This window comes from Streptomyces sp. NPDC096324 (assembly GCF_044763015.1).
GTDB lineage: Bacteria > Actinomycetota > Actinomycetes > Streptomycetales > Streptomycetaceae > Streptomyces.
The window spans coordinates 175,579-201,104 of the sequence record NZ_JBIWFK010000008.1 but is presented as its reverse complement, the minus strand read 5'-3'; the positions used below and the strand labels follow the sequence as shown (position 1 = coordinate 201,104).

The 25,526-nt window shown below is 73.1% G+C and carries 19 protein-coding genes; 14 read left to right on the top strand and 5 right to left on the bottom strand.

The window, feature by feature from the left end; translation table 11 throughout:
* The first annotated feature begins 194 nt into the window (after nucleotides 1–194).
* Nucleotides 195–1,697: an MFS transporter gene (locus ACIQ7M_RS23385; protein WP_403647403.1), complete on the top strand. Its 1,503-nt coding sequence runs from the start codon at nucleotides 195–197 to the stop codon at nucleotides 1,695–1,697.
* 21 nt (nucleotides 1,698–1,718) lie between these two features.
* Here the strand turns inward: ACIQ7M_RS23385 and ACIQ7M_RS23380 are convergent, their stop codons facing one another.
* Together ACIQ7M_RS23380 and ACIQ7M_RS23375 are read right to left on the bottom strand one after the other, a co-directional pair.
* Nucleotides 1,719–3,296: a phosphatase PAP2 family protein gene (locus ACIQ7M_RS23380; protein WP_403647400.1), complete on the bottom strand. Its 1,578-nt coding sequence runs from the start codon at nucleotides 3,294–3,296 to the stop codon at nucleotides 1,719–1,721.
* Between the two features lie 320 nt (nucleotides 3,297–3,616).
* Nucleotides 3,617–4,039 carry a protease inhibitor gene (locus tag ACIQ7M_RS23375; protein WP_384802129.1) on the bottom strand — a complete coding sequence of 141 codons (423 nt, stop codon included), beginning with the start codon at nucleotides 4,037–4,039 and terminating at the stop codon, nucleotides 3,617–3,619.
* A gap of 342 nt (nucleotides 4,040–4,381) precedes the next feature.
* On the opposite strand from ACIQ7M_RS23375, the gene ACIQ7M_RS23370 reads away from it, so the two are divergent.
* Nucleotides 4,382–4,933 carry a hypothetical protein gene (locus ACIQ7M_RS23370; protein ID WP_386979926.1) on the top strand — a complete coding sequence of 184 codons (552 nt, stop codon included), beginning with the start codon at nucleotides 4,382–4,384 and terminating at the stop codon, nucleotides 4,931–4,933.
* Nucleotides 4,934–4,940: 7 nt separating this feature from the next.
* Here ACIQ7M_RS23370 and ACIQ7M_RS23365 read toward each other — a convergent pair whose 3' ends face one another.
* Nucleotides 4,941–6,152: a PucR family transcriptional regulator gene (locus ACIQ7M_RS23365; RefSeq protein ID WP_403647397.1), complete on the bottom strand. Its 1,212-nt coding sequence runs from the start codon at nucleotides 6,150–6,152 to the stop codon at nucleotides 4,941–4,943.
* 113 nt (nucleotides 6,153–6,265) lie between these two features.
* Between ACIQ7M_RS23365 and ACIQ7M_RS23360 the strand changes: the two genes are divergently transcribed.
* The gene (locus ACIQ7M_RS23360; protein WP_403647394.1) at nucleotides 6,266–7,435 is read left to right on the top strand and encodes a lactate 2-monooxygenase; all 1,170 of its coding nucleotides are present in this window, start codon (nucleotides 6,266–6,268) and stop codon (nucleotides 7,433–7,435) included.
* On the top strand, nucleotides 7,432–8,406 hold the full coding sequence (locus ACIQ7M_RS23355) for a 2-hydroxyacid dehydrogenase (RefSeq protein WP_403647391.1): 975 nt from the start codon (nucleotides 7,432–7,434) through the stop codon (nucleotides 8,404–8,406). Before ACIQ7M_RS23360 ends, ACIQ7M_RS23355 begins: the two co-directional genes overlap by 4 nt.
* A gap of 26 nt (nucleotides 8,407–8,432) precedes the next feature.
* Here ACIQ7M_RS23355 and ACIQ7M_RS23350 read toward each other — a convergent pair whose 3' ends face one another.
* Entirely contained in the window at nucleotides 8,433–10,415 is a 1,983-nt protein-coding gene (locus ACIQ7M_RS23350) for an RICIN domain-containing protein (protein ID WP_403647388.1), read from the bottom strand.
* Nucleotides 10,416–10,966: 551 nt separating this feature from the next.
* Between ACIQ7M_RS23350 and ACIQ7M_RS23345 the strand changes: the two genes are divergently transcribed.
* The 10 genes from ACIQ7M_RS23345 to ACIQ7M_RS23300 all read left to right on the top strand — a co-directional run bounded on the left by ACIQ7M_RS23345 (nucleotide 10,967) and on the right by ACIQ7M_RS23300 (nucleotide 22,512).
* Entirely contained in the window at nucleotides 10,967–13,342 is a 2,376-nt protein-coding gene (locus tag ACIQ7M_RS23345) for a SpoIIE family protein phosphatase (protein ID WP_403647385.1), read from the top strand.
* 296 nt (nucleotides 13,343–13,638) lie between these two features.
* Nucleotides 13,639–14,907 carry an arsenic transporter gene (locus ACIQ7M_RS23340; RefSeq protein WP_403648178.1) on the top strand — a complete coding sequence of 423 codons (1,269 nt, stop codon included), beginning with the start codon at nucleotides 13,639–13,641 and terminating at the stop codon, nucleotides 14,905–14,907.
* 5 nt (nucleotides 14,908–14,912) lie between these two features.
* Nucleotides 14,913–15,437 (top strand): universal stress protein, encoded by a 525-nt coding sequence (locus ACIQ7M_RS23335; RefSeq protein ID WP_403647382.1) that lies wholly within the window; start codon nucleotides 14,913–14,915, stop codon nucleotides 15,435–15,437.
* Nucleotides 15,438–15,658: 221 nt separating this feature from the next.
* Complete coding sequence (locus tag ACIQ7M_RS23330) at nucleotides 15,659–16,504, top strand: endo alpha-1,4 polygalactosaminidase (protein ID WP_403647379.1); 846 nt, start codon at nucleotides 15,659–15,661, stop codon at nucleotides 16,502–16,504.
* An 11-nt stretch (nucleotides 16,505–16,515) separates the two neighbouring features.
* Nucleotides 16,516–17,808 (top strand): ABC transporter substrate-binding protein, encoded by a 1,293-nt coding sequence (locus tag ACIQ7M_RS23325; protein ID WP_403647376.1) that lies wholly within the window; start codon nucleotides 16,516–16,518, stop codon nucleotides 17,806–17,808.
* 68 nt (nucleotides 17,809–17,876) lie between these two features.
* On the top strand, nucleotides 17,877–18,839 hold the full coding sequence (locus tag ACIQ7M_RS23320) for a carbohydrate ABC transporter permease (RefSeq protein WP_386979949.1): 963 nt from the start codon (nucleotides 17,877–17,879) through the stop codon (nucleotides 18,837–18,839).
* On the top strand, nucleotides 18,836–19,666 hold the full coding sequence (locus tag ACIQ7M_RS23315; RefSeq protein ID WP_389839991.1) for a carbohydrate ABC transporter permease: 831 nt from the start codon (nucleotides 18,836–18,838) through the stop codon (nucleotides 19,664–19,666). Before ACIQ7M_RS23320 ends, ACIQ7M_RS23315 begins: the two co-directional genes overlap by 4 nt.
* Nucleotides 19,667–19,672: 6 nt before the next feature.
* A complete protein-coding gene (locus tag ACIQ7M_RS23310) occupies nucleotides 19,673–20,659 on the top strand; it encodes a carbohydrate kinase family protein (RefSeq protein ID WP_403647371.1) in 987 nt (328 codons plus the stop codon).
* The gene (locus tag ACIQ7M_RS23305; RefSeq protein WP_403647368.1) at nucleotides 20,656–21,975 is read left to right on the top strand and encodes an alpha-glucosidase/alpha-galactosidase; all 1,320 of its coding nucleotides are present in this window, start codon (nucleotides 20,656–20,658) and stop codon (nucleotides 21,973–21,975) included. Before ACIQ7M_RS23310 ends, ACIQ7M_RS23305 begins: the two co-directional genes overlap by 4 nt.
* A gap of 117 nt (nucleotides 21,976–22,092) precedes the next feature.
* Nucleotides 22,093–22,512 (top strand): hypothetical protein, encoded by a 420-nt coding sequence (locus ACIQ7M_RS23300; RefSeq protein WP_386979960.1) that lies wholly within the window; start codon nucleotides 22,093–22,095, stop codon nucleotides 22,510–22,512.
* Nucleotides 22,513–22,582: 70 nt separating this feature from the next.
* Here ACIQ7M_RS23300 and ACIQ7M_RS23295 read toward each other — a convergent pair whose 3' ends face one another.
* The gene (locus ACIQ7M_RS23295; protein ID WP_403647365.1) at nucleotides 22,583–25,246 is read right to left on the bottom strand and encodes a LuxR C-terminal-related transcriptional regulator; all 2,664 of its coding nucleotides are present in this window, start codon (nucleotides 25,244–25,246) and stop codon (nucleotides 22,583–22,585) included.
* Nucleotides 25,247–25,526: the final 280 nt, after the last annotated feature.

Below are 25,526 nucleotides of genomic sequence, written 5' to 3'. Positions count from 1 at the left end.
TGAGAGTCCCCCGGCCAGAGGGCTTCCAGGCCCCGCAACCAGTCTAGGGACGCCCATGGGACGCACGTCACACCCGGCCGCCTAGCGAAACGTTGCCGTTTCGCTCGATCGGGGTTTATGGTCGGAGGGTCGATGTGTACGAAACCGTTTCGTTTACGTGCACGCAAGAGCGTCTTCCCTGGAGTGCTTCTGCCATGTCCCAGACCCTGACCAAAGGCACCGGCGCGGGTGCCGCGGACTCACCGTCCGCGCCCTCGTCGAAGCGGCGCTGGTGGATCCTCTCGATCATCGGCATCGCCCAGCTCATGGTGGTCCTCGACGCCACCATCGTGAACATCGCCCTGCCCTCCGCCCAGGCGGACCTCGGCTTCTCCGACGGCAACCGGCAGTGGATCGTCACCGCGTACTCCCTGGCCTTCGCCTCCCTGCTGCTGCTCGGCGGGCGCATCGCGGACCTCTTCGGCCGCAAGCCCGCGTTCCTGGTCGGCGTCGCCGGATTCGCCGGCGCCTCGGTCCTGGGCGGTGTCTCGACCAGCTTCGGGATGCTGGTCACCGCGCGCGCCCTCCAGGGCGTGTTCGGCGCCCTCCTCGCACCGGCCGCCCTCTCGCTGCTGAACACGACGTTCACCGACGCCAAGGAGCGCGCGAAGGCGTTCAGCGTGTACGGCGCCATCGCCGGTGCCGGCGGCGCGGTGGGCCTGCTGCTCGGCGGCCTCCTGACCGACGCGCTCGACTGGCGCTGGACGCTGTTCGTCAACCTCCTCTTCGCGGTCGTCGCCTTCGCGGGCGGCTGGGTCCTGCTGAGCGGTCACCGTGACGCGGCGGGCTCCAAGCTGGACCTGCCGGGCACCCTGCTGGTCTCCACCGGCCTCTTCTCCCTGGTCTACGGCTTCTCCAACGCCGAGTCGCACGACTGGAGCTCGCCCGCCACCTGGGGCTTCCTCGTCGCGGGCGGTGTCCTGCTGGCCGCGTTCGCGTGGTGGCAGACACGGGCCGCGCACCCGCTGCTGCCGATGCGCGTCCTGCTCGACCGCAACCGGGCCGCCTCGTTCCTCGCCGTGCTGATCACCGGCGCGGGCATGTTCGGCGTCTTCCTCTTCCTGACCTACTACCTCCAGCTCAACCTCGGCTTCAGCCCCACGAAGACGGGTGTGGCGTTCCTGCCGATGATGGCGACCCTGATGGTCATGGCCCAGGTCTCCACCACGGTCCTGGTCCCCCGGATCGGACCGAAGGCCGTCATCCCCGCGGGCTTCGCGGTCGCCGCGCTCGGCATGGCCTGGCTGACCGGCATCGGCATCGGCTCGTCCTTCTCCACCGACGTCCTGCCCCCTCTGCTGCTGATCGGCGCGGGTCTCGGCATGGTGATGCCGCCCGCCATGTCGCTGGCCACCAGCGGGATCGCTCCCGAGGACGCGGGTGTCGCCTCCGCGACCGTCAACACCATGCAGCAGGTCGGCGGTTCGATCGGCACCGCGCTGCTGAACACGCTCGCCGCGAGCGCCGCGACCAGCTACCTCGCGGGCAAGGACGTGACGAACAAGCTCGTCCAGGCCCAGTCGACGATCGAGAGCTACACCACCGCCTTCTGGTGGTCGGCCGGCTTCTTCGCCGCCGGAGCGCTCCTCGCGCTCGTGCTCTACCGCCGCGGCACGCCGGCCCAGGACCCGGACGCCGCACCGGTCGTCCACATGTGACCGGGTGACGCAGGATCACCGTCAGGCCGAGGGGCCGCCGTCCGCAGGGAGACGGCGGCCCCTCCCCCGTCCCCGGCCGCGGGACCGCGCGGCGGTCCCGCGCGCCCGCGGGACCGGCTCGGCCGTCCCCCGGACGGGCCGGTACACGACCAGCGCCCGGTACTCCTTCTCCAGCCTCAACCCCGGCGCGCCGGGGCGCTGTTCACCGTCGAACGCGAGGGTGTCCCCTCCGGCGATGCCGTCCAGCTCCACCCACGGAACGCGCTCGGCCTCGTAGACCCGTGAGTGCTCCAGGGCCCCGAGGACCGCGGCGACGACGGCGCGGGTGCGGGCGAGACGGTGGCTCGCGTCGACCAGGCGCACATCGAGCAGATCGTCGTCCAGCCGCGGCCGGAACGCGGGAGTCACTCCCTCCGGTACATAGCGGCCGTTGCCCGCGAGGAGCAGCCACAGCCGGCGGGGCCGGCCGTTGACGTTCACCTCGATCGGGCGGGCGGCGCCGAGCACCCGGACCAGCGCGAAGGCCGTCGTCGGCGCGGCGGGCCGGCGCTGTTCCAAATCCGCCCGCAGCCGGGCGAGTTCGGGGTACGGGCCGATGCTGAACTCGTTCAGGAACCAGGTGTCCTCCCCCGTCCCGGAACGGGCGACGCCGACGTCCACCGACACCGCCTCGCCCCGGACCACCGCGAGTGCGGTGTCCTCGACGTCCGGCACGCCCACGTCCAGCGCGAAGCGGTCGGCGGTGCCGGCGGAGAACACGGCCAGGGCCAGCCCCCGTTCGGCCGCCGCGCGGGCGGCCGTCCCGGTCCTGGCGTCGCTCCCGCAGACACCGAGCGCGCCGCCGGTCTCCACCGCCCGGTCGGCCGCCGCCGCGAGCAGTTCGGCGAAGTCGTCGTCGGGGCCGGCCTCGATCACCTCGGCCTCGGGCAGCAGGGCGCGCAGCCGCCCGGCGTACGACCCGGGCGCCCCGGACACCGCGGTACCGGCCGGTTCGTCGACGACGACGACCAGTCCCTTGCCGAGCGGCAGCGCGGGCGCCCGTGCCGCGGGCCGCTCCCGCTCCGGCAGGACGGGCCGCAGCGGCCACCAGCGGCAGGTGAGGGCGGCCGCGCCCGCGCCGATGGCCACACCGGCGAGGACGTCTCCCGGATAGTGGACACCCACGTAGACGCGCGAGAAGGCGACGGCGGCGGCCACGGGCGCGACCAGGAGGCCGTAGCGCCTGGACTCCAGGGCGACGGCGGTGGCGAAGGCCGCGGCGGAGGCGGAGTGTCCCGACGGGAAGGACGTGGTGTGCGGCTGACGGGCCAGGCGCCGGATCGCGGGGACGCCTTCCAGCAGCGGGCGGGGGCGTCGGGCGCTCCACTTCACCAGCGTGTTGACGGTGAAGGAGGCCAGCGCCAGCGAGCCGAGGCCGCGCAGCGCCGCCCGACGGCCGGAAGGACCGCCGACGAGGCCGAGCCCGGCGGCCGTGCCGAGCCACAGGCGGCCGTGGTCGGCCGCGTGGCTGAGCCGCCGCAGCGCCGGATCGGCTCCGGGCACCCGTACGGTGGCCACCCGTGTGAACAGCCGCTGGTCCCAGTCGAGGAGTGCACCCATGCTCCACCGCTACTCCGCCTCGGCCGCGCCGGCATCCCGGGTGACCCGGACCGGTGACGGACAGGGGCCGTGCGGCGCACGGACCGCCCCGGCGTGGTACGGCACGAGCGCGGGCCGGGGGGCGGCCGGTGGGCGCCGCGGCGCACTCCACGGGGTGGCGCCCGCGTCGGCGTCACGCGGACATGCCGAAGGCCGGTCGACGGCCCCACTCCGTCTGACCGGCCCTCGGTGCGAAATCACATGGCGTTTCGTGACGGGTCCCGCACTCCCCAGCTACGGATCCCGGTCCATGTTCACGTCGGCCACGCGATCCCGGTCTCTCAGAACGCGAAGACCGTCATCCCGTAGGAGGTCTTCACGCACTCGTTGGCGAAGGTGTGCTCGTACGAGACGCGCTTGCCCTGCCAGACGCCTTCGACCGTGACGACCACGGGGTCGTACTGCCTGGTACAGAAGACGTCGTTGCGTGGCGTCAGCGCGTTCAGGTCGCCCTTGACCGCCCGTAGTTCCGCACAGGCGTCCGGCGCGGCGGGATGGGTCCCGGAGGCCGTCGGGGCGCAGTTGAGTGTGACCGCGCGTTCCGGAGTCGCGGCGGCGGCGGTCTGGCCGTGGCCCGTGGTGAGCACCAGGGCGGAGGGGGCGTAGAGCCCGGAGGGGGCTGCTTGGGCGGACCCGAGGAGGGGGCCGCAGACGGCGGTGGCCGTCAGGGTGAGAGTCGCTGCCCAACGCGCGGTGTTCGGCATTGTGTGCATCCTTCCGCTCGAATGAAATGCGAGACCGGCTCGGTCGGTGCCGGTTCGGCGAGCGCGAGTCTGCCGAGAACGCACAGGAAACACACATCGACCCCACGCGTTTCGGTAACTTTGAGTATTGAATCAGTGGCGCGAAGTCACAGAATTCGAACGTGTGAAGCCCGTAACTGTGCGCCCGTCGGCGACCACTAACGGTCGGCTGGCCGGAAAGACACGGCTCAGCAATAGGCCTGAAACATTCCGCTTGAACCGGCATGCCGCCTCGACTTCCGCTGTCGGCGGACTCCTCCCGGACCCCTTGCGCCGCACTCACGGAAGAGTAATGGTGATTACATGATTACATCGGAGCAACGCGAGAAGCTGCGCGGCTGGTTCGCCGGCCGCCTGCCCGACGATCTCTTCGAGAGCCTGACGGAGGTGACCGCCGACCGTGAGGAGATCACCGTCGTCGGCCGCATCCCCGAGCCGAGGCTCGCCGAGGGCGCCTCGGCCGCCGAGAAGGAGGCGGCGCTCCTGGCCCGCATCCAGGAGTTCCGCGAGCGCACCCGCGAGGACCGGGTGGAGGTGGCCCGCGAGGCGGAGCACCGCTTCCGCAAGAAGGTCTCCTGGGGCGTGGAGTGCGGCACCGAGCGCGCCCTGTTCACCCATGTCGCCGCGCCCGTCATGACCCGGCTGCGCCAGCCGGAGCGTCAGGTTCTGGACACGCTCGTCGCGGCCGGGGTCGCCCGCAGCCGCAGCGACGCCCTGGCCTGGTGCGTCCGTCTCGTGCAGCGGCACACCGACGACTGGCTGGGCGAACTGCGCGACTCGCTGGAGCATGTGCAGCGCGTCCGTGAGCAGGGCCCGGACGCCGGGACGGGGGACGATCCGGCCGACGCGGAGTGACGGAGCCTCAGTCGCGGATCGTCCGGGCGATGTCCAGGGTGAGCCGGTGCCAGGGGTCACGGGGGTCGCGGCCGGTCAGCTCGCGCACGCGCCGCAGGCGGTAGCGCAGGGACTGCGGATGCAGGTGCAGGGCCCGCGCGGCCGCGTTCGCCGAGCCCGCGTCGACGTACGTCGTGAGGGCGTCCAGCAGATGCCGCTGCGCGGGCTCGGCGAGCGGTCCGAGCACCAGCCGCGCGATGTGGTCCGGCGCGGCCGCCGGGCGGCCCCCGAGCAGGGCCAGGACCTGCGCGTCCGCGTCGGTGAGCACCTGCCCGGACCGGTGGGCGTGGGCCGGGGCGGTGTCGAGCGCGTCGGCGGCGAGCCGGTGCGCGAGCGCGATCCGGTCCAGGCCCTCGCCGGTGATGACACAGCCGCGCCAGGACCGTTCCCCGAGGACCGTCCCCGCGCGGGCCGACGCCGCGAGCGGCAGCAGCAGGACGGCGCGGGAGCCCCGTACCGTCGCCAGGGAGGTCACCTCGGCGCCGGACGGGGCCAGCGCGTCGAGCAGGTCCGTCGCGGTCCCGTACGCGGGGTCGAGCAGGTCCGTCGCCGTCGCGTGCGCGGGATCGGACCGGTCCGCGGCGGCAGGCTCGGCCACCAGCAGACAGCAGGGGTCCGGGAGGTGGACGTCCAGCCGGGCGGAGCGGTCGGCCAGCGCGCCCACGGAGGCGTGCCGCCCGGCGATCAGGTCGTCGAGCAGCACCCGCAACGCCCGGGTCCGGTCGGTGGCCAGGTCCTCGCTGGTGGCCGCGTACGCGGTGGCCATCTCCTCCGAGAGGGTGTCGAGGCTGACGAGGAGCATGCGGGCCAGCGCGAACGCGTCGGCGGCGCCGAGGGCGGGGGCGCGGGCGGCGACCTCGTCCGTGAGGACGGTGCCCGCGACCCGGTAGGCGCGCAGCACCGCCTGCACCGGGCGCCCGTCCGCCGCGCGGGCCGAGGCGATGCCCCGGAAGCGCCGGAGGTCGGCCGGTCCCAGGGTGCCGTCGGTGGCCCACAGGTGGAGCAGCCGCTCCAGACCCCAGGCCGCGATGGCCCGTACCTCGGGCAGCCGGCTGTCGTCGAGCGCCGCGTACACCGGGACCTGTTCGTGCACCGCCGCGACGATCGCCTCCACGACCCGCGGGTCGGCGATCATCTCCTGCCTGACGCGTTCGCGGACCTCGGAGGGCTTGTTTGTCACACCGTGATGATTCCAGCCGCGCGATGTGCGCACCGCGGTGGACGGGACTTGTCACCCTCGCCAGGATCGACCTCGTACAGCGCGGTCTTGCGGACGAGAGGCGGGACGTACGGATGGCGAAGCACTGGGCCGATTTCCAGTACGAGATCTATCTGAACGGAATGACGGGCGCCGTGCCGCGGCTGCCCACCGATCTGACGCGGCTGGAGGAGCTGACCGAGCAGCGGCTCGGTCCCGGTCCGGTCGGCTACGTGGCGGGAAGCGCGGGCGACGGCAGCACGGCGCGCGCCAATCGCGCGGCCCTCGCCCGGCGCAGGATCGTGCCGCGCATGCTGCGGGACGTCCACGAACGCGACCTGTCCGTCGAGGTGCTGGGGCGCCCGCTGCCCGCGCCGCTGGCGCTCGCGCCGATCGGCGTGCTGTCGATCATGCATCCGGACGCGGAGTGCGCCGCGGCACGGGCCGCCGCCGCGCAGGGCGTCCCGTACATCCTGTCCTCCGCCTCCAGCACCCCGATGGAGCAGGTCGCCGAGGCCATGGGCGACGGCGAGCGCTGGTTCCAGCTGTACTGGGCGAAGGACCGCGAGGTCACCCGCAGCTTCCTGGACCGGGCGAAGGCGGCCGGGTTCACCGCGCTGTTCGTCACGCTCGACACCCCGCTGCTGGCGTGGCGCCCGCGTGACCTCGACCAGGCGTACCTGCCCTTCCTGCACGGCGTCGGCACCGCCAACTACTTCTCCGACCCGGCGTTCCGGGCGGGACTGGCCAAGCCGGTGCACGAGGATCCGAACGCGGCCGTGATGCACTTCGTGAGCATGTTCGCGGACCCCGGCAAGACCTGGCCGGACCTGGCCTTCCTGCGGGAGAACTGGGACGGGCCGATCGTCCTCAAGGGCATCCTGCACCCGGACGACGCCCGGAAGGCCGCCGAGGCCGGGATGGACGGCGTGGTGGTCTCCAACCACGGCGGCCGGCAGGTGGCCGGGTCCGTCGCGGCCGCCGACGCGCTGCCCCGCGTGGCGGCGGCGGTGGGCGACCGTCTCACCGTGCTCTTCGACAGCGGCATCCGCACCGGCGACGACGTCTTCAAGGCGCTCGCCCTCGGAGCGCGGGCGGTGCTCGTCGGACGCCCGTACGCCTATGGTCTCGGCCTCGACGGCCAGGCGGGCGTCGAGCACGTCGTCCGCTGTCTGCTCGCCGAGTTCGATCTGACCCTCGCCCTGTCCGGACACGCCCGCCCCGCCTCGCTCGGCCCCGACGACCTCATCGAGGAGACCGCATGACCGTCACCAGGAACGTGCTCGCCGTCGTCTCTCCGCACGTGGGCGGCCGTACGGCGGGAGCGGCGCTCGCCACCCTCTTCCCGGGACAGGCCCGCGTCACCGTCGTGGAGGCCACGGACGAGGACCCGGCCGCGCTGCGCGAGGCGCATGTCGTCGTCACCGGCCTCGGACCGGTGACCGCCGAGCACATCGCCGCCGCACCGGACCTGGAGCTGATCCAGTGCGCGAGCCACGGCTTCGACTACGTCGACCTGGAGGCGGCCCGCGAGCGGGGCGTGCCCGTGTGCAACATCGGTTCCAGCGGCGCCGAGAAGCAGAACGTGGCCGAGCAGACCTTCGCCCTCATGCTCGCCCTGGCCAAGCAACTGGTGCCCGCGCACACGGCGTTGACCGAGGCGGACTGGGCGCTGCCCCGGCTTCAGCAGTCGATCACGGAGCTGTCCGGCAAGACGCTCGGCATCGTGGGACTCGGCCACATCGGCGAGGAGGTCGCGCGGCGCGCGGTCGCGTTCGACATGAGCGTCGTGTACGCCGGTCCCACGCGCGCGTCCGCCGAGACGGAGACCCGGCTCGGCGCCCGCCATGTCGAACTGGAGGAACTGCTGCGCGTGTCGGACTACGTGAGCCTGCACGCGCCGCTGACCGACGCGACACGTCATCTCCTGGACGCCGAACGGCTCGCGCTGCTCAAGCCGACCGCGTTCGTCGTCAACACCTCGCGGGGCGCCCTGATCGACCAGGACGCCCTCGCGGACGCGCTGCACGCGGGCGCCCTCGCCGGAGCGGGCCTCGACGTCTTCGACCCCGAACCGCCCACCCCGGCCCTGCGGTTGCTCAAGGCGCCGAACGTCGTGCTCTCCCCGCACGTCGCCGGTGTCACCCGCGAGACACTCGTACGGATAGCCCTGGCGGCGGTCCAGAACGCCGCGGACTTCATCGCGGGCAAGCCGCCCCAGGACGTCGTCTCGTAACCGGCCACGGCGGACTCGGCCCCCGTCTAAGGGCGTTCGGTCCGCCAGCGCTGGATGTCGGAGTAGTCGCGGACCTTGACCACGATGTCGGCGCCGGGGTCCGTGGACGCGGGTGCGACGGCCAGTCCGTCGCGCCCGCGGGACAGCAGCTCGCCCTCGTCGGTGAGGTCGTAGCGCAGGTCCTCGCGCCGCTCCGTGTCCTCGACGGCGCAGCGGCCGAGCACGAGGACGCCGTCGTCGGCCTCCGCGTCGAGGCAGAGCCCGGGACTGGCCACGCTGTGCAGCAGCCCCTCCTTCTCGTACACCCACTGCTGGGTCCAGGCGGACGAGCACACGTCCAGCGTGGCCTCGGCGCCCTCGACGGCCCTGGCGTCGCGTACGTCGAGGCACAGGTCGGCGTCCACGTTGCGCAGCCGGGTCCGCTCACCCTTCGCGGCGACTCCGGCCGCGGTGGACGGCGTCGACATCACGGGCGGGACCTGCGAACCCGGCGACAGGGTCCGGCTGCTGCTGGCGCCGATGGCGGCGGCGGAGTCGGTGCCGCCCTCCTCGTTCGGCCACAGGCTCACCGCGAGGACCGTCGCCACGAGGGCGGCCGACAGTCCGGCCCCGGTGACCAGGACCTGCTGGGACCCCTCCGCCGACCTCGCGGCCCGGCGTCCCGTCGACGAGGACGGGGACTGCGCACGCCGTCGTCCGCCGGACCGCCTGCCCTCCCCCGGGCCCGCACCGGCTTCGGAGCGTCCTTCGGCGCCGGGGCCCGCGCCGGAGCGCCCGTCGGCCGCGAGGCCGCCGCCCCTGCCGGAACGCCCCTCGGCCTCGACGCCTCCGCCCGCGTCGGAGAAGTCCTCGCCCCCGAAGCCTCCGCCCGCGCCGGAGCGCCCCTCGGCACCGGGTCCCACGCCCATGTCGAGGCGTCCGTCGGCACCGAGGTCTCCGCCCGCGCCGAGGGGCCCCTCGGCGCTGCGGCGTCCGGCCGCGCCGGAGCGTCGACGGCCTGCCGGGGGCTCGCCGCTCTCCGCGCGTAGGTCGCCCCCGGAGCGGGTGCCCTCTCCGGACCGCTCGCGGCCCGCCCCGCGTCCTTCTCCCAGGAGGCGTCCGCTCTTCGTGGGTCCGTCACCGCCACGCTGCCGCCTGCCCCGGAACGGGGAGACGCTGCGCGGCAGCAGCCCCTGCCGTCCGCGTGACCGGCGCGAGTCGAAGTAGCGGCGGGCGCCCCAGCCGAGCACGGCCTCGGCGATCAGAACCCCCAACCCGCCCTCGAAATGGCCGAGTTGCGCCGCCGCGTGGCGGCAGTAGGAGCACTCCGACAGATGCTGCCGCACATCCGGCAGCAGGGCGTCGCCGCGCCGGATCGGCGCGTCGAGGAGCCGGTTGTGGAAACGGCATTCCCTCGTCGGGGCGAATTCCAGATGAGCCCGGAGACAGGCCTGCCGGAATTGCTCGCGGGCCTGTTCCCAGGCGGCGACCGCGATGGGTTCCTCCATGCCGAGAAGACCGGCCGGCACGGACAGCGATTCGGCCTCCACCTCGGTGTGCCACAACAGGCATCGGGCGGCGCCCGGAAGACCGAGGAAGGCGTGTTCGGCGAGCTTGCGGTTCTCGCCCGTCATGGACTTCGCCGCGCGCATTCCGCGGCCGCCCGCGGGTTTCCTCAGGGCCGGCAGGGCGTCGCACATCCGGTCGTCCGCGGCCCAGGTCCGGACCGTGTCCCGTACCGTCACGAGGAGTTCGGGCCGCAGCGCGAGGGCCTGCCCGCCCTCGCCGATACGGTCGAGGACGTGGTGGAAGGACGCGTCGGTCACCAGGGAGGCGACCCGCGACGAAGTGGCGAGGCAGATCACCGCGTAGTCGTACGCCGGCCGCCAGTGCCGGGCCGTCAGCAGGGCGACGGGACGGGTGGTGTCGGCCTCCGCCCCGCCTCTGAGCACAGCGGCGAGTTCGTCGTCGGGCTCGCCGAAATATCCGCCCGGCGGACGATCGGGCTGCGGCGGGTGGGGGGTGCGCACGGGAGCGGGTTCCTTCCGAGGTGCAAGGTGGCACACAGGTCGTGCTTGCCCGTCGAAAAGGAATCCCGATTGGTGTGGACCTTTTGACGGAGCGCCGGGAGAACGGCCGGGGACGAAGGCCGTGCGGCGACCGTCGCTCCGGAGCCTCTTGGGCTCGTCGACAGCCGGGAATGGCGGACAGCGATTCAGACCCGGCCCTTGACCAAGCGCGGGAGGCTCACCCTCGCACAACACACTCGTCACCAACAAGGCGCACGAGCGAGATCAGCCTTATTGAAATCCCGTCAAAAGCGAACGGCGACCCGGCGGGGCCGTACCGGCCTTCCCCGCTTCCCGCGCCGCGTGCGAACCGTGCGCGCGCACCGGGTTCTCACGCACGCTCCCTGCGCGCGGAGCACAACGGCCCGCGGATCCGTGCGCAGGGCCGTCCCGCACGCACGACTGTCCGGGCTCTCCGTGTTCGAGGGTGCGCACGACGCACAGCCACTAGTCTGGAACCCGGACGACGCGCAGGTTCACTGTGAGTGTGCGTACAAGGGAAAGTGGCGACGATGAGCCCGGTCCACCCTCTCGACGAGGCCGCCACCGCACGGGTGGTCATCGACGGGAACGGCACCCTGATCCACTGGAGCGAGGGCGCCCGCCGGCTCCTCGGTCACACCCCCGAGGAGGTCGAGGGCCGCCCGGCGGCGGATCTCCTGGCCCCCGGAACCCCGGGTTCGCTCCCGGGGTCGGCCGGCGACCGCCGGTACGGAGTGCTCGCCCTGCGCCACCGCGACGGCCGGATCCTGTCCGTGTGGCTGCTCGCCCACCGCCTGGAGCGGGACGGCGCCTGGCTCGTGGTCACCCCGCTGGAGGGCCGGGAGCCCCGTACCCTCGAGGACCCGCTCGTCCGCGCCGTCCTCGCGCAGGCGCCCTGCGCCATGGCCGTCTACGACGAACGGCTGCGGCTGTACGGCCTCAACGACGCGATGTCCGAGGTGACCGGCCTCCCCGAGGACCGCATCCGGGGCCTCAGGGTCTCCGAGATCGGCTCCCGGCGGAACGGCGAGCTGCTCGAGCGGGAGATGACCGAGGTCCTCGCGTCCGGCCGGGCCCGTGCCGTGGAGACGTACGCGCGCGGCGGCGGCGAGGACCGGGCGCACCACTGGCTCGCGCGGATCGCCCCGCTCACCGACACCCATGGACGCGTGATCGGCGTGTGCGTGTCCGCGCACGACTTCACCGAGCAGTACCGCGCCCGCGAGCGGCTCCAGTTGGTCAACGAGGCGAGCGTGCGCGTCGGCACCACCCTCGACGTCACCCGGACGGCCCAGGAGCTGGCCGACGTCTGCGTCCCCGCCCTCGCCGACTTCGTCAGCGTCGACCTGCTCGACCCGCCGGAGGACGGCGGCGAGTACGACGTCGGGCCCCCCGCCGCCCCGGTCACGCTCCGCCGGGCGGCCCACCGGTCGGTGAACGCGGGCAGCCCGGAGGCGGTCCTCGAACCCGGCGACATCGACGTCTATCCCGCGTCCTCGCCGCAGGCCGACTCGCTGCTCGCCGGCCGGCCCCTCGTCGCGCCGAACGCGACGGGCACGCTGGAGGAGTGGCTGAGCTGGGACGGACCGCGCGGCAGACATGTGCGCGAGTACGGCGTCCACGCGACCATGTCGGTGCCCGTCCGGGCCCGCGGCCGGACCCTCGGGGTGGTCGTCCTCAGCCGGTTCCGGCGGCCCGAACCCTTCACCGCGGACGACGTGCTGCTCGCCGAGGAGGTCACGGCCCGGGCCGCCGTCTGCATCGACAACGCCCGCCGCTTCTCCCGCGAGCGGCAGACCGCGCTCGCCCTCCAGCGCAGTCTCCTCCCCCAGTCCCTCCCCCGGACGGCGGCCCTGGAGGCGGCTTCGCGCTATCTGCCCGCGGCGCGTGCCGGGGTCGGCGGCGACTGGTTCGACGTGATCCCGCTGTCCGGGATGCGGGTCGCGATGGTCGTCGGCGATGTCATCGGCAACGGCATCCAGGCCTCGGCGACCATGGGCCGGCTGCGCACCGCCGTCCGTACCCTCGCCGACATCGATCTGGCCCCGGACGAACTGCTCACCCACCTCGACGACCTCGTCGTACGGCTGTCCGTCGAGGCCGGGGCCGAGGGGACCACCGGAGAGGTGGGCGCCACCTGCGTCTACGCCGTGTACGACCCGGTGTCCCGGCGCTGCACGCTCGCCAGCGCGGGCCATCCGCCGCCCGTCGTCCTGCCGCCGGACGGGCCGCCCCGGCAGATCGACGTGCCGCCCGGTCCGGCGCTCGGCCTGGGCGGGCTGCCCTTCGAGTCGGTCGAACTCGACCTGGCCGAGGGCACGGTGCTCGCGCTGTACACCGACGGCCTGATGGAGAGCCGCGACCGGGACGTCGAGGCCGGCCTCCGGCTGTTCTGCCGGGCCCTCGAGGAGTCGTCGCGGGATCTGGAGGGAGCGGCCCACGCGATCCTCCAGGCGCTGCTTCCCGCGGGCGGCGCACCGGACGACGTGGCGCTGCTGCTCGCCCGTACGCAGGGCCTCGCCCCGTCCAACGTGGCGACCTGGGACATCCCCGCCGACCCCTCCCTCGTCGCGCCGATCCGCAAGCAGGTCGCCGATCAACTGGAGCTCTGGGGCCTGACCGTGGCCACCTTCACGGCCGAACTGGTGGTGAGCGAACTGGTCACCAACGCCATCCGCTACGGCGAGCCGCCCATCAGGCTGCGGCTCATCCACGACACCGAGATCCTGATCTGCGAGGTCTCGGACAGCAGTCACACCGCGCCGCATCTGCGCCGGGCGAAGACGTTCGACGAGGGCGGGCGCGGGCTGCTCCTCGTCGCCCAGCTCACCCAGCGCTGGGGCAGCCGGCACACGCCGGAGGGCAAGACCATCTGGGCGGAGCTGTCCCTGCTCGGCGAGGAATGAGCGCCTTCCCGGGACCGGCCGACGACGAGTGAGCGCCCTGCGGGGGGCCGTCCCACGAGAGTGAGGGCCGTTCGGCACCGTTCCGCGACGAGTGGGCGCCGTTCGGGGACCGTTCGCCGACCCGGTGTCGCGGCCGTCCGGAGTCGGAGGCCGGGCGGGCGGCGACGCGGGGGAGGGCCTTCACGGGCCCGCGCCGCCCCGTCTGATGTGATGGCGGGCGCCGCCATCACCGCCCGGAGGACACCATCCTGAACAGCCCGCTCGTCCAAGGCGTTCCCGGCGCGGCCGACGCCCCCCTGGCCGCCGCTCTCGCGAGCCCGTTCGCCGAGACCCTGTCCGTCGTCCTGCTCGCGGCCGTCCTCGTGTGCGCGGTCGTCCGGCCGTTCAACTGGCCGGAGGCGGTCGTGGCCGTGCCGGCCGCCGGCCTGGTCCTGGCCACCGGGGCGATCTCCTGGGACCACACCCGCGAGGAGGCCGCCCATCTGGGTCCGGTGATCGGCTTCCTGGCGGCGGTCCTCGTCCTGGCCAAGTACTGCGACGACGAAGGGCTCTTCCAGGCGTGCGGCGCCTGGATGGCGCGCTGGGCCGCGGGGCAGCCGGGCCGGCTGCTGACCGCGGTGTTCGCGCTCGCCTCGGCGATCACGGCGGTGCTCAGCCTGGACGCCACCATCGTGCTGCTCACCCCCGTCGTCTTCGCGACGGCGGCGCGGATGGGGGCACGCCCGAAGCCGCACGTGTACGCGTGCACCCACCTGTCGAACACCGCCTCGCTGCTCCTGCCGGTCTCCAACCTCACCAACCTTCTGGCGTTCACCGCCAGTGGTCTGAGCTTCACCCGGTTCGCCGCGCTGATGGTGCTGCCCTGGCTGGTCGCGATCGGCGCCGAGTACGTGGTGTTCCGGCGCTTCTTCGCCCGTGACCTCGCGGCGGGCGCGGCCGCCCGGCGCGCGGAGGAACCGCCGGAGGTGCCGCTGTTCGCCCTGATCACCGTGGGCTGCACCCTCGCCGGTTTCGTCCTCGCCTCGGCCGTCGGCATCGACCCGGCCTGGTCCGCCGCCGCGGGGGCGCTCGTGCTGGCCGGCCGGGCTCTCGTCCGGCGCCGCACCACCCCGCTCACCGTGGTGCGCGCGGCCGCTCCGTCCTTCCTCGCCTTCGTCCTCGCGCTCGGCATCGTCGTCCGCGCGGTCGTGGACAACGGGCTGGCCGACGCCCTCGACGACCTCCTTCCGACCGGCGGCTCGCTGCCTGCCCTGCTCGGCATCGCCGCGATCGCCGCCGTCCTGGCCAACCTGATCAACAACCTGCCCGCGGTGCTCGTCCTGCTGCCGCTGGCCGCCGACTCGGGCGCGGGCGCGGTGCTCGCCGTCCTGCTCGGCGTCAACATCGGGCCCAATCTGACGTACGCGGGTTCCCTCGCGACGCTGCTGTGGCGTCGTATCGTGCATCAGCACGAACACGGCGTCGACCTGAAGGAGTTCACCCGGCTGGGCCTGATCGCCGTGCCCGCGGCGCTGGTCCCCGCCGTCCTGGCGCTGTGGGTCTCGCTCCACGTCATCGGAGGCTGATGGACATGCGGGTGGTCGTCTGGCTGGTCGAGGGAACCTGGCCCGCGTGCGTGGACGCCGTGGGGACGCACGCTCCCGGGGCGAGTGAGGTGGTGCTGCTGCATGTCACGGACCCGGCCGTGCCCGGTCTCGCGCACGGCGCCTTCGCCGGGCTCCTCGGACGCGGACGCTCCGAGCCCGATCCCGGCGACCTCCTGGAGACCCTCGGCACGGCCTCCGCGGCCGAGCTCCTCGACGCGGCGGCCCATCGGCTCGGGGGCCCGGCCACCCGTGTGGAGCGCACCGGCCGGGTGGAGCGGGAGGTCGTCGCGGCGGCGGAGGGCGCCGGTCTGCTCGTCCTTGCCCGCGACGGCGACCGCAGCCGGCTCGGCCCGCACAGCCTGGGACCGGCCGGACGCTTCGTCGTCGACCACGCCCCCTGCCCGGTGCTGCTCGTGTGGCCCGAACCGGCACCGGACGTCACGACGTTGCCGCCCCCGCCCCCGCATCCGCCGCACCACCCGGACCATCCGCACCACCCGCGTCCCTGAGGACACCGGCCGGGCGGAGCAGCCTACCTGCGGCGCCCACGGCCGAGGCGGTCACTTGACGAAGTCGGGCATGCGCGCTTTGATCCTCAGCGTGCCGTGGTGCGACCCGGCACGCAGAGGTGCGCCCAGCCGGTAACGGACCAGGTTCAAGTCCGGCCAAAGTCGCCAGGATCGCTCGAAGCGTCCGAGGCGGGGACGTACTCGCGATTGATGGAGCGGACATGCCCCCCGTCAAACGTGTTCTCCGCACCGGAGTTCTGGGCACGGCCACGACCCTGGCCGGCCTCCTCGCGCTCGCCGGCTGCGGCGCGGGCGAGGAAACGAGCGCCTCGCCGAAACCGGCGCGCACGGCGACCGCCGTGCGCCTCCCCCCGCTCCACGCGGGGTTCGACTACCAGATCGGCGGCGCCTACCCCCCGGCCGCCGACGTCCGCGTCGTCAGCCGCGACCGCTCGTCCTCACCGGCCCGCGGCCTCTACAACATCTGCTACGTCAACGCCTTCCAGGCCCAGCCCGAGGAACGCGGACAGTGGCCCGCCGACCTGCTGCTGCGCGACGCCGACGGCAAGGTCGTCGTCGACAAGGACTGGAACGAGGCGCTGCTGGACATCCGGACGCCCGACAAGCGGCGGAGGGTGGCCGAGCGGGTCGGCCGGTGGTTCGACGACTGCGCCGACAAGGGATTCGACGCGGTCGAGCCCGACAACTACGACAGCTATACCCGCTCGCGCAACCTGCTGACCTCGGACGACGCCACCGCCTTCATCACCCTGCTCGCCCGGCGAGCGCACGCCCGGCATCTGGCGATCGGGCAGAAGAACACGGCCGAACTGGCGGGACTCCGGTCGCGGACCGGGCTCGACTTCGCGGTGGCGGAGGAGTGCGGCGAGTACGACGAGTGCGGCACGTACGCGAAGGCCTTCCACGACCGGGTGGTGGTGATCGAGTACACCGACGGCGGTCTGCGCAAGGCCCGTGCGGCCTTCGGCGGCCGGCTGAGCATCGTGCGCCGGGACGTGAAGGTCTCGACGCCCGGCAGCGCGGACTACGTCCGCCGGACGCGCTGACGGGGGCCGGGATGACACACGAGATCGCGCGGCGCCGGCTGCTCCTGGGAGCGGCCGCCGCCGGAGCGCTGGCGGGCTGCGGAAACCCCTCGGACGGCGTCGGCGCCGACGGCAGGGTGACCGTCGAGCTGTGGCACGGGCAGAGCGACACGGCCAGAAAGGCCCTGGAGGCCCTGGTCTCCGAGTTCAACCGCACCCATCCACACGTCCGCGTGGACAGTTCGGGCGGCGGGGTGGTGGCCGACGCCATGCTCCAGAAAGTGACGGCCGCGCTCGCCGCCGGCTCGTACCCCGACATCGCCTACATCTTCGGCTCGGACCTGGCGAGCGTCGCCCGCAGCCCCCGCGTGGTCGACCTGACGGCCGCGCTGCACGAGGGCGACCCGCCGTGGAGCTCCTTCTGGACGCCGGTACGGGACGCGGTGACCGTCAACGGCAAGGTGCGCGCCGCCCCGGCCGTGCTCGACTCGCTGGCCGTCGTCTACAACAAGAAGCTGTTCCGGCAGGCCGGGATCCCCTTCCCGAAGGCGGGCTGGAGCTGGGACGACTTCACCGACACCGCGCGCAGACTCACCGATCCCGGGCGCGGGGTGTTCGGCACGGGCTGGCCGGGCACCGGCGACGAGGACACCGTCTGGCGGCTGTGGCCGATGATCTGGGACCTCGGCGGCGAGGTTGTCGCCGCCGACGGCAAGAGGATCGGCTTCGCCGAGCAGGGCACCCGGGCCCTCACGACGGTCGCCCGACTGGCCCAGGACAAGAGCGTGTACGTCGACCCGAAGCCCGGCAGCGAGCAGATGTACCAGGTGTTCCTGAGCGGCCGGATGGCGATGGTGGCGACCGGACCCTGGCAGCTGCCGGACATCATCACCGCGAAGGTCGACTACGACGTCGTCCCGCTCCCGACGTACAGCGGCAGGCCGGTCACCATCTCCGGTCCTGACACCTGGACCGTGTTCGACAACGGTTCCGCCCGTTCCCGCGCGGCCGTCGAGTTCGTGCGCTGGATGAACCGGCCGGCCCAGGACGCGCGCTGGGACATCGCGGCGGGCAGCCTCCCTCTAGGCTCCGGCACCGCCGGGCGTCCGGAGTGGCGCGAGCACGCCGGCACGACCACCGGACTCGGCGTGTTCACCGACACCCTGGCCTCCGCCCGGGTCCGGCCCGTGCACGCGGCCTACCCGCAGATCTCCCAGGCGCTCGGCGGGGCGATCGTCTCGGTCCTCCTCGGCAAGGACTCCCCCGCCCACGCCCTCCGCCGGTGCGCCGACACGGCCGACGCGGCCCTGCTCATCCCCAGGTGACCTCAACTCGTCCCCGGTGAAACCGACTTCAGACGTTCCCAGCCGACTTCCGGCTGAAGGAGGCCGTCATGTCCACCCTTCCCCGTGCCTTCACCGTCGTACCCGGCCCCGCGGTGACCCCGGCCGCCGCGCGGCGCGCCGCCCGCCGCCGCGGCCGCCGTGAGACGGCCACCGCCTGGGCCTTCATCAGCCCCGCGGTCGTCGTGATCCTCGGCCTGAGCATCGTGCCCGTCGTGTGGTCGCTGCTGCTCTCGTTCCGCGCCGACGACCTGGTCACCCCGGGCCGCTGGGTCGGCCTCGACAACTACCGCGCCCTGGCCCAGGACCCCAACTTCCGTACGGCCGTGGGCAACACCCTGCTGTACGCGGCCCTGTACGTACCGCTCAGCCTCCTCGGCGGGCTGATGCTGGCCCTGGCGCTGAACCGTCGTATCCGGTTCATCGGCCTCTACCGCACGCTCGTCTTCGTTCCGTTCGTGGTCTCGGCGACCGCGCAGGGCGTGCTCTTCTCGTTCATCCTCGATCCCGAGTTCGGTGCCGCGAACTCCCTGCTGCACAAGCTCGGGCTGTCCCCGCAGGGCTTTCTCACCGATCCGGACCAGGCGATCTATCTGCTGGTGCTGATCTCGCTGTGGAGCGGGGTCGGGTTCTGCGTCGTCGTCTATCTGGCCGCGCTCCAGGACGTGCCGCCCGAACTCGTGGAGGCCGCGCGGATCGACGGGGCGGGCCGCTGGCGGGTGCTGCGCCACATCGTCCTGCCGACCCTCACCCCGGTCACCGTGTTCCTGCTGCTGTGGCAGCTCATCACGGCCCTCCAGGTCTTCGACCTGATCTATGTGACGACGAAGGGCGGCCCCCTCGGCTCGACCGGCGTGGTCGTCTACTTCGTCTGGCAGCAGGCGTTCCAGACGTTCACGGCGGGCTACGGGGCCGCGGCGGCGTACGTCCTCGCGGTCGCCCTGCTGGTGGCGGGCGGCGTGCTGCGTCTCGTACGGCGCCGGCAGGAACGTACCGAAGGAGCGGTCCGATGAGTTCACCCGTCATCTCCCGGAGGCCGAGCGGCTGGCATCTGCTGCTGGCGCCGCTGACCCTGTGCTTCGCGCTGCCGCTGGTGTGGCTGGTGCTCAGCTCCGTGATGTCCGACGCGGAGATCAACCGGTTCCCGCCCGCGCTGTGGCCGAAGGGGATCGACCTGGGCGGCTACCGCTATGTGCTCGGGAACGCGATGTTCCCGCGCTGGTTCGCCAATTCACTGATCGTCGCGGTCGCGGCCGTCCTGTCGAATCTGCTGCTCGGAGCGCTCGGTGGCTACGCCTTCGCGCGGATGCGGTTCGCCGGATCGCGGACGCTGCTCGCCCTGATGCTCGCGACGATGGTGATCCCCTTCCAGCTCACGATGATCCCGACCTTCCTGGTGATGAAGGAGCTGGGTCTCATCGACACGCTCGGCGCGCTGATCGTGCCCTCGCTCGTCACCCCGTTCGCGGTCTTCCTGTTCCGGCAGTTCTTCCTGGGGCTGCCCCGGGAGATGGAGGAGGCGGCCTGGATCGACGGGTGTTCGCGACTGCGGGTGCTGTTCTCGATCGTGCTGCCGCTGGCCCGGCCCGCGCTGGCCACGGTGGCGGTGCTGACGTTCCTGAGCACCTGGAACGACCTGTCCTGGCCGCTCATCGCGATCAACCACGACACCCGGTACACCTTGCAGCTCGGTCTGACGACCTTCCAGGGACAGCACCACACGCGGTGGTCGGCGGTGATGGCGGGCAACGTGATCACCGTGCTGCCCGTGCTAGTCGCGTTCCTGCTCGCGCAGAAGACCTTTGTCCAGTCGCTCACTTCGAGCGGTCTGAAGGGCTAGGCCACCATGAAATCCTTCGATCTCCTCGTCGTCGGTGACGCCAACCCGGATGTCGTCGTCGGCCCGTTGCGCGGCCCTCTGGAGTTCGGGCAGCGCGAACAGCTCGTCGAGCACGCGGGGTTGGTGCTCGGCGGTTCGGCCGCGATCATGGCGTGCGGGGCCGCGCGGCTCGGGCTGCGGGTCGCGTTCGCGGGCCGGGTGGGTGACGATCCCGCGGGCGCCTTCGTGCGCGAGGCGCTGGCCGGGCGCGGCGTCGACGTGGCCTTCCTGGTCACCGATCCGGTGCGGCCCACGCCGCTCACGACGGTCGTCACGGCCGAGGACGGGGACCGGGCCATCCTCACGGCGCCTGGTTGTCTCACCGCGACCGGTGCCGAGGACGTGCCGCCGGAGCTGATCGGGGCCTCCCGGCACGTGCACGCGGCCTCGTTCTTCCTGATGCCCCGTCTGGCGCGTTCCCTGGCACCACTGTTCGCCCTGGCACGGGAGGGCGGCGCGACGACATCCCTCGACACCAATGACGATCCTGCCGGCCGCTGGGACCCGGAACTCCTGCGTCCCGTGCTGGAGTTCACCGACTTCCTGCTGCCCAACGCGGCCGAGGCATCGGCGCTGTCCGGGGCGGCCGAACCCGGCGCGGCCGCCGCCGTCCTGGCCGGCCGGGGGCCGACGGTCGTGGTCAAGGACGGCGCGAACGGCGCCCTCGCCCACACCGGGACACGGCTCACGCACGCGCCGGCCGTGGCCGTCGACCCCGTGGACACCGTCGGCGCGGGCGACAGCTTCGACGCCGGCTTCGTCGCCGCGACCCTGCGCGGCCTCGACCTGCGCTCCGCGCTCACGGTGGCCGCGGCCTGCGGTTCGCTCTCGGCACGAGCGCACGGCGGCACAGCGGCACAGCCCACCTGGGACGAGGCCCTGGCCGCGGCCCGCGCGCACCTCCCCGCCGTTCCACCAGCCCTCCGCACCCGCGAGACCAGGAGTCCTTCATGAACGACGTCACCGCCCCGAAGATCGCCTTCATCGGAGCCGGGAGCGTGGTGTTCACCCAGGGGCTGCTGGCCGACCTGTTCACGTTCCCCGAACTCGCGCACGCGCGGATCGCGTTGCACGACATCGACCAGGAGCGGCTCGACACCGCCGAGGGTGCGGCCCGGTACATCGCCGACGTTCGCGGCGCGCGTCCCACCGTCACCGCGCATCGCGACCGCCGGGCGGCACTGGAGGACGCCGACTTCGTCATCAACATCATCCAGGTCGGCATGGACGGCGCGACCCGCACCGACTTCGCCGTGCCCGCCCGCTACGGACTGCGCCAGACCATCGGCGACACCCTCGGCGTCGGCGGCATCTTCCGGGCCCTGCGCACCTTCCCGGTGCTCCGCGCACTTGCCTCCGACATGGCCGAACTCTGCCCGGACGCAATGCTGTTGAACTACACCAACCCCATGGCGATGAACGTCCTCTATCTGAGCCGCATCGCCCCGAAGCTGCGCGTCACCGGCCTGTGCCACTCGGTGCACTGGACGATGCACGACCTCGCCGAGATCGTCGGCGTCCCCTTCGAGGAGGTCACCCATCTGGCCGCCGGGGTCAACCACCAGGCGTGGGTGCTGCGTTTCGAGCGCGCGGGCCAGGACCTCCACCCGCTCCTGGACGAGGCCATCGCCAAGGATCCGGAGCTGCTGCGCCGGGTCCGCGTGGACATGTACCGCCGCCTCGGCCACTACCCCACCGAGACGAGCGAGCACTCCTCGGAGTACGTGCCGTGGTACCTCCACCACGACAGCGAGATCGAGCGGCTCAGACTGCCGGTGGGCGCCTATCTGGACATCATCGAGGAGAACGCGGCGAGCTACCGGCGCACCCGCGACGCCCTGGCCTCCGGGGTGCCCCTCCCCGTCGAGGGCACCTTGGAGTACGCCCCGCAGATCATCCACAGCACCCTGACCGGCACCCCCCGCACGATCTACGGCAATGTGCCCAACCGCGGTCTGATCGACAACCTCCCGGCGGACTGCGTCGTCGAGGTCCCCTGCCTGACGGACGCGCTGGGAGTGCGGCCGACCCGTGTCGGCGCGCTGCCCCCGCAGTGCGCGGCGCTGAACAGCGCGTACGTGTCCGTCACCGACCTGGTGGTCCGCGCCGCCACGGACAACGAGCCGCGCCACATCCGGCACGCCGCGATGGCCGACCCCGCGACGGCCGCGGCTCTCCCCGTCGAGCGCATCTGGGACCTGTGCGACGACCTCGTACGGGCTCACGGTGATCTGCTCCAGCCCGAGCTGAGGGTGCTGCTGGGCCACTGAGCCGGGGGCGGATGTCCGTTCACCGTCACCCTCAGGGGGTGAGGCCGGTGGGGCCCGGGTGTCGCAGGCTCGGGGGTGAGTGGCTGCGGTCGCAGCCCGTGCAACGGAGGTCTCGCCATGGCAACCACCCAGCATCACACCCGCTCCAAGGCCACCCTGACGGCCGCGAGCGGCCTGATGATCTTCGCCTCGGTGATGCTGTTCGTCTCCGGCGTCCTGGACATCCTGCGGGGCGTCATGGCCATCGCCGAGGACGACGTCTTCGTCACCGGACAGAACTACGTCTTCAAGTTCGACCTGACGAGCTGGGGCTGGATCCACCTGGTACTCGGCGCGGTCGCCGTGGTCGTGAGCCTCGGCCTGTTCACGGCGGCCACCTGGGCCCGGGTGATCGGTGTCGGCATCGCCGCGCTGCTGATCATCGCCAACTTCCTGGACATCCCGTACTACCCCGTCTGGTCGCTGACGCTGATAGCCCTGTACGGATTCGTCATCTGGGCGCTCTGCGTGGCACGGCCGGACTCGGACACCCCGTAGCCGACGACGGCGCCGGAGCCGGACCGGGCTCGCCCGGACCGGCCGGCGTCCGACGCGACGGGTCCGCGGCTCACAGGAGGTGCAGGTCGCGGGCCCGTCGTACGGCCTCGCCGCGGCGGGTCGCGGCGAGCTTGCGGTAGACGCTCTTGAGATGGGTCTTGACCGTGTTGACCGACAGATGCAGATCGGCGGCGATCTCGTCCCTCGACATCATCTGCGCCAGCCGCTCCAGCACCTCCTGCTCGCGCTCGCTGAGCGGTTCGATCACCGGCGCGACCGACGGTTCGTCACCCGCCCGCGGCGCCCGGCCGGTGCCCCGGACCACGGCCGCCTCCGGGAGCCATTCATGGCCCTGGACCAGCACGGGCCGGTGCCGCAGATAGGTCCGCAGCCAGGGGCAGGCCTCCAGGAACGGCCGTCTCAGATGCTCCGGCCTGGCCGTCCGCAGGGCCCGCGCCACCAGCCGCTGGGCGGTGGAGTCGTCCCCCAGCGCGTCCGCCGTCTGGGCCCGCGCGAGCAGCACCCGGACGGCGATGGCCGGCCCCTCGTCCACCTCGGAGGACAGTGCGTCGAGCAGGGCGCGCGCCGCCTCCCGGTCACCGGTGGCGAGCCGGGCACGGGCCGCGGCGGCCGTGGCCTCCGGCCCGGTCGCCCCTTCCTCCACGAGCACGTCCATCGCGGCGAGCGGTTCACCGAGGGCCAGGTAGGCGGTCGACATCGTGAGCGCGGCCCGGTCGGTCACCCACGGCGAGGGCTCGATCCCGTGCGGCGGGCGCTTCAGCTCGCCCAGGACGCGCAGCGCCTCCTTCGGATGTCCCTTGGCCAGGAGCAGCCGGGAGCGCACCAGCGCCAGGCCCGCCGTCGCGACGGGATCGTGCGCGACCGGGCTGGAGGCGGTCGCCTGGTCCAGGTGGGTCTGCGCCGCCGCCAGATCGTCGCGCTCGACGGCGACCGCCGCCAGGACGAGCTGGGCGACGCCCGTGCGGGCGGGGGGCGGCAGTCCGGAGCGCTCCGCCCCCGCGACCGCCGCCCGCGCGTGCGACTCCGCGCGGCCCGGCCGCCCGCACAGAAGGTCGATCAGGGCGAGCCGGCCGAGGGATTCGTGCCGCGGTGACGCGGTGGACGGTCCGTCGTCGACCTGGGTGGCGGCGGACAGCGAGATCCGGGCAGCGTCGAGCCGCCCCGCCCAGAGCTGTGCCGAGCCCAGTCCGGTGAGCATCAGGGCCGGCAGTTCGGGGTGCCGTTCCAGCAGTTCGGCCGGGAGGGACAGCTCCGCCGCCGTCATGTCCTCGGCCGCCGCCTGCGCCCGGTCGGCGGAGCCGGTCAGCCGGGCCGCGAACACCCGCAGCAGGGCGTGGCTCAGCCGCAGGGCCGCGGGACCGGCCCCCTCCCCCGCCAAGTGCTCCTCCGCCCGGCGCAGATGGTCCAGGCCCCGGTCGACGTCGTGGCGGACGAGTTCGCGGGCGGCGCGCACCAGACAGGCCGCCGGCCCGGCCGCGTCCGACGGCATGGCGGCGAACAGTCCGTCGAGGCGTTCGGCGTCGAGTCCCGTCAGCAGCTCGCCCATGGCCAGCTCGTCGACGAACCGGCCGGCCGCGAGGTCCCATTCCCCGGCACCCGCCGCGTGCGGCAGGGCCTCCGCCAGCAGGCCCGACTCGCTCAGCCAGCGGGCGGCGCGCCGGTGCAGCTCCGGCTCGAGTCCCGGGAGTCTGACCCGCAGGTGGACCCGCAGGATCTCCGCGAACAGGGGGTGCAGCCGGTACCACGAGTGGCCGATCGCCTCGACGAAGGCGTTGGCGTGCTGGAGCCCGGCCAGGATGGCGTCCGCGTCGTCCCGGCCCGTCAGGGCGTTGGCCAGATCCGGGTGGATCTGGTCGAGGATGCTCGACCGCAGGAGCAGATCCTGTGTCTCCTCCTCCTGCGCCTCCAGGACCTCGGCCAGCAGGAAGTCCGCGAGCGTGCTCTGGCCCGCCTCGAAGTTCTTGATGAAGGTGTCCGGGTCGTCGACGTGCTGGGCCGCGAGGATGCACAGGCGCAGTCCGGCCGCCCAGCCTCCGGTCCACTCCGTCAGCGACCGGGCGCCTTCGTCCGACAGCCGGATGTCGTGACGGTTCAGCAGGGCCGCCGTCTCGCCCGGGACGAACGCCAGGTCGGCGCCCCGGACCTCGGCGACCGCTCCGGCGGCCCGGTAGCGGTGGAGCGGTAGCTGGGGCTCCGTACGGCTGACGACGACCAGCCGCAGTCCGCCGCCCGCGTGGCGCAGGACGAACTGGAGCTCGTCGGCGACCTCCGCCGAGGCGCCCACCCGGTCGAACTCGTCGAGCACCAGGATCACGGGTTCCGCGCGTTCGCTCAGCCAGGCCGCCAGCCGGGTCAGCAGGGAGTGGTCCACGTCGCCGGGGCTCGACGGGCTGCCGATGTCGTCGGGGACGGCCGCTCCATGGCGCCGCAGGGACTCCAGGACGTACGTCCAGAAGATGCCGGGGCCGGTGTCCTCGTGCTCCACGGTCAGCCAGGCCACGTCGTCCGGGCGGTCCCTCGTGGAGATCCAGTGGGCGACCAGGAGTGTCTTCCCGGCGCCCGCGGGCCCGTTGACCAGCGTGAGGGGACCCCGCACGCCCTCGGTGAGGCGTCCGGTCAGCCGCGGCCTGCGGACGAAGGTCTCCGTCAGGTCCGGGACGGTGAACCGGACGGCGAGCAGCGGGTCACCACCCGGTGTCAGCAGCCCGGCCATGGGGTCCTGCCTCCGCGATGTCTCGGCAGCGGCGACGCGTCCGATCCGATGTGGTCCGGGTCCACGACTCCCTCCCCGGTGTAACCCCCGCACACTGATCGTCACCCGCTGTCCCGAATGTCGCAAGACAGGCTTTCCGGTCCCCCGGCGGGGGTGAGGCGCGGGCACCTCGCGTCGGGTGTCATGGGAGCGGATCCCCGGATGGCGGGGAGGCGTGACTCCGGGTGCCATGGAGGTGCCGTGGACGCGGGGCCGGGCCGGACGCCGCCGTCCGGTGGAG

What these genes read in the sequence shown, in the direction of transcription:
- ACIQ7M_RS23375 (WP_384802129.1), bottom strand. Translation starts at nt 4,039, where the DNA reads ATGCCGAACACCGCGCGTTGGGCAGCGACTCTCACCCTGACGGCCACC.
- ACIQ7M_RS23360 (WP_403647394.1), top strand. Translation starts at nt 6,266, where the DNA reads ATGGCGAAGCACTGGGCCGATTTCCAGTACGAGATCTATCTGAACGGA.
- ACIQ7M_RS23335 (WP_403647382.1), top strand. Translation starts at nt 14,913, where the DNA reads ATGCGGGTGGTCGTCTGGCTGGTCGAGGGAACCTGGCCCGCGTGCGTG.
- ACIQ7M_RS23315 (WP_389839991.1), top strand. Translation starts at nt 18,836, where the DNA reads ATGAGTTCACCCGTCATCTCCCGGAGGCCGAGCGGCTGGCATCTGCTG.
- ACIQ7M_RS23325 (WP_403647376.1), top strand. Translation starts at nt 16,516, where the DNA reads ATGACACACGAGATCGCGCGGCGCCGGCTGCTCCTGGGAGCGGCCGCC.
- ACIQ7M_RS23385 (WP_403647403.1), top strand. Translation starts at nt 195, where the DNA reads ATGTCCCAGACCCTGACCAAAGGCACCGGCGCGGGTGCCGCGGACTCA.
- ACIQ7M_RS23300 (WP_386979960.1), top strand. Translation starts at nt 22,093, where the DNA reads ATGGCAACCACCCAGCATCACACCCGCTCCAAGGCCACCCTGACGGCC.
- ACIQ7M_RS23370 (WP_386979926.1), top strand. Translation starts at nt 4,382, where the DNA reads ATGATTACATCGGAGCAACGCGAGAAGCTGCGCGGCTGGTTCGCCGGC.
- ACIQ7M_RS23330 (WP_403647379.1), top strand. Translation starts at nt 15,659, where the DNA reads ATGCCCCCCGTCAAACGTGTTCTCCGCACCGGAGTTCTGGGCACGGCC.
- ACIQ7M_RS23345 (WP_403647385.1), top strand. Translation starts at nt 10,967, where the DNA reads ATGAGCCCGGTCCACCCTCTCGACGAGGCCGCCACCGCACGGGTGGTC.
- ACIQ7M_RS23380 (WP_403647400.1), bottom strand. Translation starts at nt 3,296, where the DNA reads ATGGGTGCACTCCTCGACTGGGACCAGCGGCTGTTCACACGGGTGGCC.
- ACIQ7M_RS23320 (WP_386979949.1), top strand. Translation starts at nt 17,877, where the DNA reads ATGTCCACCCTTCCCCGTGCCTTCACCGTCGTACCCGGCCCCGCGGTG.
- ACIQ7M_RS23310 (WP_403647371.1), top strand. Translation starts at nt 19,673, where the DNA reads ATGAAATCCTTCGATCTCCTCGTCGTCGGTGACGCCAACCCGGATGTC.
- ACIQ7M_RS23295 (WP_403647365.1), bottom strand. Translation starts at nt 25,246, where the DNA reads ATGGCCGGGCTGCTGACACCGGGTGGTGACCCGCTGCTCGCCGTCCGG.
- ACIQ7M_RS23305 (WP_403647368.1), top strand. Translation starts at nt 20,656, where the DNA reads ATGAACGACGTCACCGCCCCGAAGATCGCCTTCATCGGAGCCGGGAGC.
- ACIQ7M_RS23355 (WP_403647391.1), top strand. Translation starts at nt 7,432, where the DNA reads ATGACCGTCACCAGGAACGTGCTCGCCGTCGTCTCTCCGCACGTGGGC.